The organism is Bradyrhizobium sp. WSM471, assembly GCF_000244915.1.
Taxonomy (GTDB): Bacteria; Pseudomonadota; Alphaproteobacteria; order Rhizobiales; family Xanthobacteraceae; genus Bradyrhizobium.
On record NZ_CM001442.1, the window covers coordinates 2015857 to 2028336 of the forward strand.

Annotated in this window: 13 protein-coding genes; 7 read left to right on the forward strand and 6 right to left on the reverse strand. The window is 64.4% G+C overall.

Features of this window, described 5'->3' with window-relative positions:
- Positions 1-106 precede the first annotated feature (106 nt).
- Genes BRA471DRAFT_RS08860 through BRA471DRAFT_RS08875 form a run of 4 tightly spaced genes read left to right on the forward strand, consistent with a single transcriptional unit; the run spans position 107 to position 3577 of the window.
- The gene (locus tag BRA471DRAFT_RS08860) at positions 107-865 is read left to right on the forward strand and encodes an ABC transporter substrate-binding protein (RefSeq protein WP_007606346.1); all 759 of its coding nucleotides are present in this window, start codon (positions 107-109) and stop codon (positions 863-865) included.
- Positions 866-896: 31 nt separating this feature from the next.
- Positions 897-1550: an amino acid ABC transporter permease gene (locus BRA471DRAFT_RS08865; RefSeq protein WP_007600584.1), complete on the forward strand. Its 654-nt coding sequence runs from the start codon at positions 897-899 to the stop codon at positions 1548-1550.
- Positions 1547-2278, forward strand: coding sequence for an amino acid ABC transporter ATP-binding protein (locus BRA471DRAFT_RS08870; protein WP_007606347.1), 732 nt, complete (start codon positions 1547-1549; stop codon positions 2276-2278). Before BRA471DRAFT_RS08865 ends, BRA471DRAFT_RS08870 begins: the two co-directional genes overlap by 4 nt.
- Before the next feature lie 12 nt (positions 2279-2290).
- On the forward strand, positions 2291-3577 hold the full coding sequence (locus tag BRA471DRAFT_RS08875) for an FAD-binding oxidoreductase (protein ID WP_007606349.1): 1287 nt from the start codon (positions 2291-2293) through the stop codon (positions 3575-3577).
- Between the two features lie 2 nt (positions 3578-3579).
- Here BRA471DRAFT_RS08875 and BRA471DRAFT_RS08880 read toward each other — a convergent pair whose 3' ends face one another.
- The 3 genes from BRA471DRAFT_RS08880 to BRA471DRAFT_RS08885 form a co-directional block, all read right to left on the reverse strand.
- Complete coding sequence (locus BRA471DRAFT_RS08880) at positions 3580-5169, reverse strand: gamma-glutamyltransferase family protein (RefSeq protein ID WP_007606350.1); 1590 nt, start codon at positions 5167-5169, stop codon at positions 3580-3582.
- Between the two features lie 261 nt (positions 5170-5430).
- The gene (locus BRA471DRAFT_RS38770) at positions 5431-5607 is read right to left on the reverse strand and encodes a hypothetical protein (RefSeq protein ID WP_007606352.1); all 177 of its coding nucleotides are present in this window, start codon (positions 5605-5607) and stop codon (positions 5431-5433) included.
- A 9-nt stretch (positions 5608-5616) separates the two neighbouring features.
- Positions 5617-5850, reverse strand: a complete 234-nt coding sequence (locus BRA471DRAFT_RS08885) for a hypothetical protein (protein WP_007606355.1) — start codon at positions 5848-5850, stop codon at positions 5617-5619.
- A 206-nt stretch (positions 5851-6056) separates the two neighbouring features.
- Between BRA471DRAFT_RS08885 and BRA471DRAFT_RS08890 the strand changes: the two genes are divergently transcribed.
- The 3 genes from BRA471DRAFT_RS08890 (at position 6057) to BRA471DRAFT_RS08900 (ending at position 10177) form a co-directional block, all read left to right on the forward strand.
- Positions 6057-8129, forward strand: coding sequence for a sorbosone dehydrogenase family protein (locus tag BRA471DRAFT_RS08890; protein ID WP_007606357.1), 2073 nt, complete (start codon positions 6057-6059; stop codon positions 8127-8129).
- Positions 8086-9027: an SMP-30/gluconolactonase/LRE family protein gene (locus BRA471DRAFT_RS08895; protein WP_007606359.1), complete on the forward strand. Its 942-nt coding sequence runs from the start codon at positions 8086-8088 to the stop codon at positions 9025-9027. Before BRA471DRAFT_RS08890 ends, BRA471DRAFT_RS08895 begins: the two co-directional genes overlap by 44 nt.
- Before the next feature lie 124 nt (positions 9028-9151).
- Positions 9152-10177, forward strand: a complete 1026-nt coding sequence (locus BRA471DRAFT_RS08900; protein ID WP_007606362.1) for a histone deacetylase family protein — start codon at positions 9152-9154, stop codon at positions 10175-10177.
- Positions 10178-10316: 139 nt separating this feature from the next.
- Here BRA471DRAFT_RS08900 and BRA471DRAFT_RS08905 read toward each other — a convergent pair whose 3' ends face one another.
- From BRA471DRAFT_RS08905 to BRA471DRAFT_RS38775, 3 genes are all read right to left on the reverse strand, one after another.
- Positions 10317-11297, reverse strand: coding sequence for an LLM class flavin-dependent oxidoreductase (locus tag BRA471DRAFT_RS08905; RefSeq protein WP_007606364.1), 981 nt, complete (start codon positions 11295-11297; stop codon positions 10317-10319).
- Positions 11294-12025, reverse strand: a complete 732-nt coding sequence (locus BRA471DRAFT_RS08910; protein WP_007606367.1) for a 4'-phosphopantetheinyl transferase superfamily protein — start codon at positions 12023-12025, stop codon at positions 11294-11296. The genes BRA471DRAFT_RS08905 and BRA471DRAFT_RS08910 overlap by 4 nt, the downstream gene beginning before the upstream one ends.
- Before the next feature lie 245 nt (positions 12026-12270).
- A complete protein-coding gene (locus tag BRA471DRAFT_RS38775; protein ID WP_007606370.1) occupies positions 12271-12438 on the reverse strand; it encodes a hypothetical protein in 168 nt (55 codons plus the stop codon).
- Positions 12439-12480 lie beyond the last annotated feature (42 nt).

Consider the following 12480-nt stretch of genomic DNA (forward strand, 5'->3'; position numbering starts at 1 on the left):
CCAAATTTTCATATTGGTGAAAATAGGCCGAAACGGCTTGGCCCGCAACGTCTGCGATGACGAGATCCGCGAGCGCCGCCATCGGCCGGACCCAAAGGGGAATGCGATGAAGCGTTTTGGTCTGGCCGCGGTAGCGGCACTCGCGATTGCCGCAGCAGCGCCGGCTTCGGCGCAGCAAGTGCTGAAGGTCGGCTCGACGCCGACAGGCATTCCCTTCACCTTCCTCGACACCAAGACCAATTCCATCCAGGGCATCATGGTCGATCTCGTCACTGAAGTGGGCAAGGACGCCGGCTTCAACGTGCAGATCGAGCCGATGCAGTTCTCGGCGCTGATCCCGTCGCTGACATCGAGCAAGATCGACATCATCGCGGCCGCGATGTTCATCACGGCGCCGCGCAAGGAGGTCGTCGACTTCTCCGACCCGATCTACACCTATGGCGAAGGCCTCGTGGTTCCCAAGAGCGACACCAAGGCCTACGCCACCCAGGACGATCTGAAGGGCGAGACGGTCGGCGCCCAGGTCGGCACCGCCTTCGTCGACGCGCTGAAGAAGTCCGGCCTGTTCGCCGACGTCAAGGCTTACGACACCATCCCCGACATCCTGCGCGACGTGAACACCGGCCGCCTCAAGGCCGGTTACGCCGATTGCCCGATCCTCGCCTACAATCTGAAGCAGGGCGGCTTCCCCGAGGTGCGCCTGGTCGACGGCTACAAGCCCGTCACCGTCGGCTCGGTCGGCATCGGCGTGCGCAAGGGCGAGACCGCGCTGCTCGGCAAGATCAACGCCTCGCTCGCCAAGCTGAAGGCCAACGGCACCATCGACAAGATCCTCGACAAATGGGGCCTGAAGGCACAGGGTTGATCGCAAGAGGCCAATCGATGAAGGCTGATCGATGAAAGGCTTCTGGCACGACGCAGCCGAATTCTTCCCGATCCTGATGAGCGGCGTCGTGCTGACGATCGTCGTCACCATCGGCTCGCTGCTGCTGTCGACGGTGCTTGGCCTCGTCTGGGCGATGATGCGGGTCTCCGGCATCCGCGTCCTGTCGCTGCTCAGCGCCAGCCTGATCAACGTGATCCGCGGCATTCCGATCATCGTGCTGTTGTTCTACCTCTACTTCGTGATGCCCGATCTCGGCGTCACGCTGTCCGCGTTGCAGGCCGCGATCCTCGGGCTCGGCATCGCCTACTCGGCCTATCAGGCGGAAAATTTCCGCGCCGGCATCGAGGCCATCGACAAAGGGCAGATCGAGGCGGCGCAATCGATCGGCATGGGCTGGTGGCTGACCATGCGCCGGGTCGTGCTGCCGCAGGCGGTGCGCATCGTGCTGCCGCCCTACGGCAACGTCATGATCATGATGCTGAAAGACTCCTCGCAGGCCTCGACTATCACGGTGGCCGAGCTCGCGCTGCAAGGCAAGCTGATCGCATCCTCGACCTTCAAGAACACCAACGTGTTCACGATGGTCGCGCTGATGTATCTCACCATGAGCATTCCGCTGATCCTGCTGGTCCGTCACTTCGAGAAGCGGGCCGGCAAGAAATGATCGAGCTGACCGACGTCCACAAGAGCTTTGGCGAGAACGAGGTGCTCAAGGGCATCACGGCGTCCGTCCAGAAAGGCGAGGTGGTCTGCATCGTCGGCCCCTCCGGCTCCGGCAAATCCACCATCTTGCGCTGTATCAATGGTCTCGAAAGCTACGACAGCGGCGAGATCAGCGTCGAGGGATTGAAGGTCGATCGCGACGCGCCGTCGATCGTGAAGATCCGCACCCAGGTCTCGATGGTGTTCCAGCGCTTCAATCTGTTTCCGCACCGGACGGTGCTGGAGAACGTGGTCGAAGGTCCGCTCTATGTGAAGAAGGAGCCGCGCGCTGCCGCATTCGAGCGTGGCCGCGCGCTGCTCGCCCAGGTGGGCCTTGCCGAGAAAGCCAACGAGCATCCGCCGCAGCTCTCCGGCGGCCAGCAGCAGCGCGTCGCGATCGCGCGCGCGCTGGCGATGCAGCCCAAGGCCATCCTGTTCGACGAACCGACCTCGGCGCTCGATCCTGAATTGGTCGGCGACGTTCTCGGCGTGATGCGCAAGCTTGCCGACGACGGCATGACCATGGTCGTCGTCACCCACGAGATGGGTTTTGCCCGCGACGTCGCCGACCGCGTGCTGTTCATCGACGGCGGCGTCATCGTCGAGCAGGGACCGGCGAAATCGGTGCTCAACCAACCGCAGCATGCGCGGACGCAGGATTTTCTGCGCCGCGTGCTGCATCCGCTCTGACCGGTTCTTGCCATGACCACGCGCCTGCCTCTGCCGCCGTCTCTCTATGCCGACACCGCCGTCGCGCCGGTGGCCACGCCGCCGCTCGACATCGACAAGACGGTCTCGGTCGCCATCATCGGCGGTGGCTACACTGGTCTGTCCACCGCGTTGCATCTGGCGGAGCAGGGCGTTGAGGCGCTGGTGCTGGAGGCGCAGGAGCCGGGCTGGGGCGCATCCGGCAATAATGGCGGCCATACCAATCCCGGCCTGAAGCACGATCCCGATCAGATCGAGGCGGATTTCGGCACTGAGCTCGGCCGCCGCATGATCGCGTTCTCCTGCGGCACGACGAACTTCACCCACGATCTGATCCGCCGCTATCAGATCCCGTGCGAGGCGCGGCAGAACGGCACGCTGCGCGCCGCCTATAACCAGGCCAGCGCCGCCGCGATCGAGACAACCGCGCGGCAGTGCATCGCCCGCGGCATGCCGGTGTCGTACCTCAATCGCGAGCAGCTGCGCGAGATGACCGGCACGGATCGCTACATCGGCGCCATGCTGGATACCCGCGGCGGCGACCTGCATCCGCTCAGCTACGCTCGCGGCCTTGCGCGCGCTGCGATCTCCGCAGGCGCGAAAATCCATGGCGAAACACCGGCACTATCACTCCGTCGCGAGGGCAGCCGCTGGCGCATCGAGACGCCGCGCGCGGTGGTGCATGCCGACAAGGTGCTGCTCGCGACCAACGGTTTTACGGACGATCTCTGGCCGGCGCTTCGCCGCACCATTGTGCCAGTGTTCTCCTCGATCGCCGCCACCGCGCCGTTGTCCGACGATGTTGCCCGTTCGATCATGCCGACGCGTCCCGTCCTTTACGAGAGCGGCCACATCACTGTCTATTACCGCATCGATCAGCAGAACCGCCTCTTGATGGGTGGTCGCGGTCCGATGCGCTGGATCAATTCGCCGCGCGACGTCGCCTATCTCATGCGATACGCCGAGCGGCTATGGCCGCAGCTCAAGGGCGTTGCCTGGACCCATGGCTGGAACAGCCGGCTCGCCATCACCAAAGATCATTACCCGCATGTGCACGAGCCCGCGGACAACATCCTGATCTCGCTCGGCTGCAACGGCCGCGGCGTCGCGCTCTCGACCGCGATGGGCGCGCAGCTCGCGCGACGTCTGATCGGCGGTGCCAAGGCCGAGATCGACATGCCCGTCACCGGCATCAAGCCGATCCCGATGCATGCCTTCTGGCCGGTCGGCGTGACGACGGCAGTGATCGCTGGTCGCGTGCGGGACCGGCTGGGGATCTAAGCTCAGCCTTCCGCCACCGCGTCCGCCCAAGGCTGGAAGATCTCGACGGCGCCGGAATTGGTGTCGCCGTCGCGCATCACGACGCTCGGGCAGGCGAACTTCTGCGGCAAGGACTGCACTCGCGCTTCTTCATAGTCGAATCGCGCCGCAAGCGTCTCGCGTGTGTCCGCCGGCAACCTGGTATCGCCGATCACGATCGCGCCTTCGCTGGCGTCGATGCGCGGTTGATGGATCGCGGCATCGAGATCCATGCCAAAGTCCATCGCAAACGACACGATCTGCATCACCGACGGAAGGATGCGGCGACCGCCGGAGGCGCCGACCGCGAGCCGCCTGCCGTCCTTGGCCTCGGCGATGACAGGCGTGTAGTTGGTGAGACAGCGCTTGCCAGGGGCGAGCGAGTTGGTGGTGCCCGGCGTCGGGTCGAACCACATGATGCCGTTGTTCATGGCGATGCCGGTGTGCGGCGTGACGTATTTCGAGCCGAAGGATGACAGCAGCGTCTGCGTCACCGCCGCGATGTTGCCGTCTCGGTCGACCACGGAGAAGTGCGTGGTGCAGGCGGGCGCCAGATAGTCCGCGCCGAGCGAACGCTTGCCGTCGGCATCACCCATATCCTTGAGCCGCTCGCGATAAGCCGATTGCAGGGCGAGCGCATATTCGGCGTAAGCGGCCGCATCGGGCGCGCGTCCCGGCTTCAGGTTCTGCTGCAACAGGCGCAGCGCATGCGCCATTGTCGGCCCGGCCGTGAGCTCCGGCGTCGCAAACACCTTGCCGCCGCGATAGGGGATCGCGAGGGGCTCGCGCAGATGGGCTTGGAACGCGGCGAGGTCCTCCACCGACAGCGCGCCGCCGTCGGCCCTGATGTCGGATGCGATACTCCTGGCGAGATCGCCCTGGTAGAAATCGCGCGGACCGGCGGCCGCGAGATGCGCCAGCGTCGCCTTCAGCGTGTCCAGCGGCAGTCGCGTCTCGGACTTGATGCCCCATGGCGCGCTTGGCGGGAGGCCGTCCTTCAGGAACGTTGCCGCGCTCGCGGGATAGCGCCGAAGATCGGCCGCGGACGCCGCGATCGTCAGCGTGGTCCACCAGTCGACCAGCAGGCCTTCGCCGGCGAGGGCGGCAGCCGGCGCGACCAGATCTTTCCACGGCAGCCTGGCGTGGCGGCGATGCGCCTCTTCCATGCCGGCGACGACCCCGGGCACGGCGATCGAACCGGGGCCGTGGATGTTGCGGTCGTCCTTGACCCGCTGCCAGGGGAACAGATCGGAAGCCGCGCCTTCGCCGCTGAGCGGATAATCGGCGGTGCGCAGACTTTGCGGCGCGCACATGCCGTAGTCGATCACCTCGTAGCGATTTTCCGCGGCACGGTAGAGCACCATCGCGCCGCCGCCGCCCATGCCGCTGTTCCAGGGCTCCAGCACGTTGAGCGCGAAGGTGGTGGCGACGATCGCATCCACGCAGTCGCCGCCCGCCGCCAGCACTTGCGCCCCCACTTCGGCCGCCCGCCGCGATTGCGCGGCGACGATGCCGCCTTTGGATGTGACGGCGGGCTTGCGGACGGTTTGGGCGTGGCTGAACTGGTGCGGCATGATGATGTCTGTGTGCTGTCTTCGGTTTGGCTTCGTTGCGCTGAGCTCCGCAATTGGCGGGAGCGCGCGAAGAATGGCACATCGCCCCCACCGAGAACATCGAAAGGGCGACGCGGCATGGCTGGTGTGAAACAGGCGGGGGTGGCGCCAACGCGTGAATGCCCGGGCATAGGCGAGCGGAAGCGACGCCGTCCTTCGGACGGCTATCCCCGGGCATCACGAGTTGAGAGACCGATCAGTGGGAAGCGGAAGCCGCAGGGCTCAGCGCGCGCGATCCAGTCGGCTGGCCTGATACTTGGCGTGCCATTTCGGGCCAGGCCCGCGCATGTAGTGGAGTTCGGGCCGGTAGGGATTGCCCGCGATCCGGATCAGCGTCAGCCATTTGCTGGCGACGAAGTTCAGGGGCTGGCGGAGCAGGGTCAGTGACGCGAGCAACATGGCATCACCTCAGTGCGGCTTGCCGAGCATGGCAGTGAAGGGGAGGTCGAAGATCTCCTCGCCGTCGGAGCCGCTGACATGGATCACCCAGTCGCGCCAATCCTCAGCGCCGGGCGTCAGGATCATCGCGTTCATGATCTGGGCGGCACGGTCGCGCGCCTCGGTCAGGTTGGTCACGGCTGTGCCGCTGCGATCGATCAGCGTGCCGTCCAAGTTGGAGCAATGAAAATAGACCTGGACCATATGCGTCTCCTATTGGGAGCGATTGGGACGGCAAACCGATACCATTCCAAGCCTTCGCGAAACATTCGGGTCGAGCCCGGTAAGGGAATCTACGGAGATTGGTCGGCGCCAAGCCCCCTGCTGGTTTGATCACAAGGGGGTGTTGATCAACTGGACGGCATTTCCACGGCATGGAACAACCCTGGACGGAAAGTCCGGGAGGCGCCGTGAACCACCTCACATTTTGGCGTGAAAGCCGAAGCCTGCGTGCATGCGCGGGCGCCTCGGTGGTCCTCCTGACCCTCGCCTCGGTAGGCTCATCAGAACCGCTCCGCAAGAGCGGCTATGCGATCGGCACGGAGACCTGCGGCAGCGCCGATCTCGCCTTTCCCAGAATCCAGATCGACATGAAGGCGGGATTTTGCGCTGGCCTCGTCGCCAGCGAGGAGGATCGGCTGAAATTCCCGCGCTCGATCATCCAGGTGCCCGGTCGTGACCTGTTCGTGGTCGCCGACATGGCGGGCTGGGGCCATACCGATGGCCGGCTGCTGTTGCTCGACCCGCGCGCGCGCCAGGGACAGCGGTTCAAGGAGCTGCTCACTGCAATCGAATATCCGTTCGGTCTCGTGATCGGTCCGGACAAGAAGCTCTATGCCTCGAGCGCGGAGACGATCTTTCGGTTCGATCCGCTCGCCGACAATCCGCGCGACACGGTCGAGACCATCGTCCGTCACATGCCCGGACGCCGGATCATGTTGCCCGATGGCACAAAGCTCGACGAGAGCGCGCATCCACTCAAGCAGTTTGTCTTTGATAAGAACGGCCGGCTGTTCGTCAACATCGGCTCACACAGCGACGACTGCATCACGCCGGCGCCGATCACGAGACCTTGCGCGGCGGCCGAGGGCGCTTCCGCGATGGCGTCGATCTGGCTGTTCACGCCGCCCCCGGGCGGTATCTTCCCGGCGTTGAAGCCTGGCGAACCCGACCCGCCGCACGGCGTCTATGCGCGGGGCCTGCGCAACTCTATGGCGCTGGCGCTGCACCCGAACTTTCCCGATGCGGGCTATGCCTTCCTGCAAGGCGAGAACGGTCGCGACCTGCCTGACATTTTCAAGCCGAACGAGGAGATCAACGCGATCGAGCAGGGCAGGCATTACGGCTGGCCCTATTGCTACGATCTGTCGACGCCGAGCCCCGAATTCAGGATCGTGTTGCAGTCGGGGTTCTACAAATCGCTGTGCACCGCCAACGCTCTCTACAAGGCGCCGTTCTCGCTGCTGCCGCCGCACGGCGCGCCGCTCGCGATGCTCTATTATCACCACGCGAAATTTCCGGAGCTCGAGGGCAAGCTGCTGGTCGGCCTGCATGGCTATCGCCCGACCGGCAGCCGCGTCATCGTCTATGACGTCGACGACCACGGCTTCCCGAAGCCTGCTCCGGCGCCGGTGCGCTACCATGTCAGTTGCGCGGCCGATCCGACCCACAGCTTTCAGACCGAGGCCGGGGACGTCGCCGCCGCGCCGTTCGAGGAGCTGATCGCAGGCTGGCACCGCGTCAACGGCGTGCGGCCGCAGGGCGCCCCGGTCGGCATGACGGTCGCGGAGGACGGCGCAATCTGGCTGGTCGAGGACAAGAACCAGACCGTGATCCGGATCGACCGCGCCGCGGGCGATGCGCCGCCGCCGTTGCCCTGCGACGTGCGCAGCCAGGCGCTGATCGATCAACTGGCGGTCTTCGTGGCCAGGGACGCGCAGAACAGCGTCCGGCTCACCAATTTGCGCAAGGGCCTCGTCGAAAAGCACTGCGTCGGCTGTCACTCGGATTTCGGCTTGAAGCCGGGCCAATCGGACGCACAGAAGGACGCGACGGTGCTTCGCTTCATGCTGTCGCAGGATGGCTGGATCTATCCTGGTGATCCCGATTCCGGCAAGTTGCGCACGCGGCTTCGTGGGTTAGGCGCGGAGAAGCTGATGCCGCCGGGTGGCGAAGGCCTGCCGAAGGCCGAGCCTGGTTACACGCGCCTGCTCGACACGGCGGATCTGCTGGTGTCAAAAATGGTTCCAGGAATCCGGATGCGGATCAAGCCCGGCCCGCCGCAGCGCAAGTTCTTTGGCAAAACCAACAAGGAATGCGGCGAAATACCGGCTGCCAAGGTCGTCGTCGTGACACAAAGGAACGCTGTAGACAAACCCGGGTTCAGCCGCTTCTTCCGGCCGGCCGATCCCTATCTGAATGGCGAGTGCAGCGACGGCGATGGCTATTACATCCGGCAGGAATTTCTGGTGCCTGTGCAGTAGCGTTGTTCTCGTCCTTGCGACGGCACCGGCACGAGCGGAAACAAAACTGTTCGAAAGCGTGCAGGTGACGCCATCAGGCGAATACACCTTCGGCATCGAAGGGCCTGCCGCCGATCTCGATGGCAATCTCTTCGTCGTCAATTTCGGCAAGCCCGGCACCATCGGCAAGCTGCCTGTCGGCGGCGCGGCGTCCGTGCCGTTTACGGCTTTGCCCGAGGGCAGCGTCGGCAACGCCATCCGCTTCGCGCGCGACGGCACCATGTTCATCGCCGACTACAAGAAGCACAACATCTTCGCGATTCCGAAGGGATCGACCGAACCCGCCATCTGGTTTCACTCCGACGAGATGAACCAGCCCAACGACTTCACCATCGCCCGCGATGGTACGATCTACGCAAGCGATCCGAACTGGAAAGGTCGCGAAGGTCACATCTGGCGCATCGCGAAGGAAGCCGACGGAACGGTGCAGGGACAGCTCATGTCGGCGCCGCGCGCGATGGGCACCACCAACGGGATCGATCTCAGCCCCGATGACAAGACGCTTTATGTCGGGGAATCCAGCAGCGGCCAGATCTGGTCCTACACGGTCGGCGGCAACGAACTCACCAATTCAAAACTCGTCAAGGCGTTTCAGCCCGACACCGTCGACGGCCTGCGCACCGACGTGGCCGGCCGCCTCTATGTCGCGCGCATCCTCAAGGGCACGATCACGTTGATGAAGGCCAATGGCGCGGTCGAGCGGGAGATCGCGCTCAGGGCCAAGGAGCCGACCAACCTCGCCTTCGGGGGCCACGACGGCAAGACGATCTTCGTCACCCAGCGTCAGGGCGGCTTCGTCGAGTCCTTCCGCACCGACCAGCAGGGCCGCGAGCACTGTCTTCAGCGCGGGCGCTGCTGACCGTCAGGCGATCTGCTTCCGGCGCAGGGCGGTGCGACAGGGACGGCATTCTTCTTGCTTGCATGTCGCCGCCGCGGGGATTTAGACATCTGTGGCACCGTCAAAGCGACCACGGAGTGTTTGAGTGAAAGCCGTCCATACCGAGCTGCATCGCAGCCATGATCCGCAATTCTTCCTGGTTCGCGGTGTGGTCAAGCGCACCACCGAGCAGCCCGAGCGTGCCGACCGCCTGCTCAAAGGGCTCAAGGACGGCAAGCATCACCTGGTCGAGCCAACCACATTTGGGCAGGGACCGCGTGCGCGCATCCATAGTCCGGAATATCTGTCGTTCCTGAGCGAGGCCTGGGACGCGTGGACCGCGCTCGGCGATTCCGGACCGGAGATGATCGGCAACATCCATCCGGTGCGCCACGCCGGGACTTATCCCACCCATATCATCGGCAAGCTCGGCTGGCACACCGCCGACACCGCGGCGCCGATCGGCCCGGGCACCTGGGCCGCGGCTTGCGCTGCGACCGACGTCGCGGTCACCGCGGCGCAGATGGTGATGGACGGCGAGGACGCGACCTATGCGCTCTGCCGGCCGCCCGGCCATCACGCCTATCGCGATATGGCCGGTGGCTTCTGCTTCCTCAACAACAGCGCGATCGCGGCGGCGCATCTGCGGCAGAGGCACGAGCGTGTGGTGATCCTCGACGTCGACGTCCATCACGGCAATGGCACGCAAGGAATCTTTTACGCGCGGCCGGACGTCTACACGGTCTCGATCCATGCCGATCCCGTCGCATATTATCCTTACGTGTGGGGCTACGCGCATGAGCGCGGCGAAGGTCCCGGCCTCGGCACAAATCTCAACATTCCCCTGGCGATCGGCACGGGGGATGACGGCTATATCCATGCGATGGACGTCGCACGCAAGGCGATCGAATCCTTTGCGCCCGGCGCCCTCGTCATCGCGCTCGGCCTCGACGCCTCCGAGCACGATCCGCTGAAGGGCCTCGCCGTCACCACGCCCGGCTTCCGCCGCATCGGCCAGGCCATCGCGAAGATGGGCCTGCCGACCGTGTTCGTGCAGGAGGGCGGCTATCTCTCGGATATCCTCGGCGCGAACCTGACCTCGGTGCTGGCCGGATTCGAAGAGGCGCGGTGATTTCTCGCTGAGTAGGCCATCATTCTCCGTCATTGCGAGCGTAGCGAAGCAATCCAGAATCTTTCCGCGGAGGGACTCTGGATTGCTTCGCTACGCTCGCAATGACGATGTGGATGGTTAGGTCGACTTCATACACAACTCAAAACATCCCGCTCGCCGCGAGCGCCTTGCAGACGTGCTGCATCTCGGTCTCGTCGGCGACCATGTCGAGCATGATCGTGGTCAGCCCCTTCGCGGCAAATTCCTTCAGCTTCGCGCCGATCTCCGCGTAGCTGCCGACAAGATAGGGGCAGTCGGCCTGGAAGGTCAGGAACGGCAGCAGCCAATAGCCATTGTCCGCGAGTTCGCCGCTCTGGCCCTCGTAGAGGCGCCGTTTCCACACGGAATCGCTGTTCTCAACGGTGAGCACGAGCAGCTCGCGATCGTCGGCATTGTCGCGGAAGCGGGCCTTTGCCGCTTGCCGTGCCTCTTCGCGTCCCTCGCGGGCGAAAATTCCAAAATTCACGCCCGGCGCATCGAGGCCACGGTCGAGATCGGGCGGCAGCATCTGCATCTTGATGCAGCCGGTCTCCTTTGCGACGCGCCGTGCCGGCTCGGACTGGCCCGCGACCAGAAATTCCGGCATCAGCTCCGGCGGCAGGCGCGGCCGCAGTTGCAGGTTGCTTGCGCGGTAGAACCGCCCCTCGACAGTGGCCGGCCGCGGGCTTGCCAGCAACTGGCGCATCAGCGCAACGAATTCGCCGAGCCGGACATAGCGGTCGGCATGCGACTGCTCGTCGCCCAGCCCCTGCAGATCGCTGACCGCCGTGCCCGTAATCATGTTGAGATAGACCTTGCGGCCGTGGAGCTGCGCAAAGGACGAGACGAATTTCGCCGCCGTGAAGGGGTGCATGTAGACCGGATTGACCGCGATCAGCGGCGAGGATCGGGTCGTCTCGCTGATGATGTGCTGGGCCATCGCCCAGGGCTCGACGAACACGTCGTTGCCTTCGAACAGCAGGATGCCTTCGAAGCCGTTGCGGTCGGCGAACTGCGCCACCCGCATCAGCTCGCCGACATATTTCTTGGGGTCGCGGTTGCGCGAAATCGCGGGAAAGACGCGCAGCCGCGGCAGTGTCATTCAGCCGCCTCTTGCAGCGGCCACGCATTGCGGGTGATGGGAAGGCCGCCGGTGGCGCGGGAGCCGTCGGCGATCGCGAGACGATGCGAGGGCGACGGCGAGATCAGCTGGAATCGCCAGCCTTCCGGATCGTCGGCGATATCAGGCTTGAAGCTGATCTCGATCGCCTCGCGCGATACCTGCATCGCGAAGGCGTCGAGCGGCAAATTGAGGCCGAATCCCCTGGCCTTCAGATAGGCTTCTTTCAGCGTCCAGTAGTCGAAGAAGCGATCAGTCGCGGCGGGCTCCGGCAGCCCGCGCAGCGTTTCGACCTCTTCCGGCGCGAAGAACCGAAGCGCGGTCGACAGCGGCGCCACCCGACGCGACACGGTCTCGACGTCGACGCCGACGGCCTCATGCCCTGACACGACGCAGGCAACGCAGCCGTCGGCGTGCGACAGGCTGAAATGCAGCGTGCTCGAAGTCTTGGGCGATGCGACAAACGGCCGCCCGTAACGCCCGGCCGCAAACGACCAGTCGGTGGGTGCGACCTCAGGTGCGACGTGCGAGAGCGCAAGGCGCAACATCGCATGCGCGAAAATATACTGCCGCTGGTGCCGCTCGAACATGAAGCGGTCGGCTCGTACCCGTTCGTCGACCGAGAGCAGGCGCCGGCACGTATCGACCGCATCCGGCGCGTCAAAAGTCTCGATCAGTCCGACAAACAGTTCAATTCTGTCGTCTGCCATCAATTGGGCCCATGGCGTCAGGCCGGGGCCAAATCCCCTGCCATGACGGAAGAATCAACTGAGCAAGAAGCAACTGAGCGGACCGCTTCTAGCGGTCCACTCGGGCGAATCCTTGTCGATTGCTGGCCGGTTTACGGGCGCAAGCTTGTGCGAGACCCCAACTCGACACGCGAGCGGCCAAATCTGAACACTGAAGCCCGAAAACTGAAGCCTGAAGATTCGTGCGGCGTCCCGGCCGACGAGTCTTACGACTTCTTCTTCTTCTTCTTGGAGCCGCCCAGCATCGAAATACTGGCGTCGACGTCCTTCAGCGCGGACTGCAACTTCTTCTTCTCGGCGCCGAGCAACTTCTGCAGGGCCTTGCGGTCCTTGTCGCTCAACGAGGTGCCCTTGGTAAATTTGATGAAACCCATAACGAACTCCCCGGTTGAAAATAATCGTCCAAATCAAAACGC

Coding starts and splice junctions, on each gene's coding strand:
- BRA471DRAFT_RS08865 (WP_007600584.1), top strand. CDS start 897: ATGAAAGGCTTCTGGCACGACGCAGCCGAATTCTTCCCGATCCTGATG.
- BRA471DRAFT_RS08885 (WP_007606355.1), bottom strand. CDS start 5,850: ATGGTCCAGGTCTATTTTCATTGCTCCAACTTGGACGGCACGCTGATC.
- BRA471DRAFT_RS08895 (WP_007606359.1), top strand. CDS start 8,086: ATGGCTATTACATCCGGCAGGAATTTCTGGTGCCTGTGCAGTAGCGTT.
- BRA471DRAFT_RS08880 (WP_007606350.1), bottom strand. CDS start 5,169: ATGCCGCACCAGTTCAGCCACGCCCAAACCGTCCGCAAGCCCGCCGTC.
- BRA471DRAFT_RS08875 (WP_007606349.1), top strand. CDS start 2,291: ATGACCACGCGCCTGCCTCTGCCGCCGTCTCTCTATGCCGACACCGCC.
- BRA471DRAFT_RS08910 (WP_007606367.1), bottom strand. CDS start 12,025: ATGGCAGACGACAGAATTGAACTGTTTGTCGGACTGATCGAGACTTTT.
- BRA471DRAFT_RS08860 (WP_007606346.1), top strand. CDS start 107: ATGAAGCGTTTTGGTCTGGCCGCGGTAGCGGCACTCGCGATTGCCGCA.
- BRA471DRAFT_RS08905 (WP_007606364.1), bottom strand. CDS start 11,297: ATGACACTGCCGCGGCTGCGCGTCTTTCCCGCGATTTCGCGCAACCGC.
- BRA471DRAFT_RS38775 (WP_007606370.1), bottom strand. CDS start 12,438: ATGGGTTTCATCAAATTTACCAAGGGCACCTCGTTGAGCGACAAGGAC.
- BRA471DRAFT_RS38770 (WP_007606352.1), bottom strand. CDS start 5,607: ATGTTGCTCGCGTCACTGACCCTGCTCCGCCAGCCCCTGAACTTCGTC.
- BRA471DRAFT_RS08870 (WP_007606347.1), top strand. CDS start 1,547: ATGATCGAGCTGACCGACGTCCACAAGAGCTTTGGCGAGAACGAGGTG.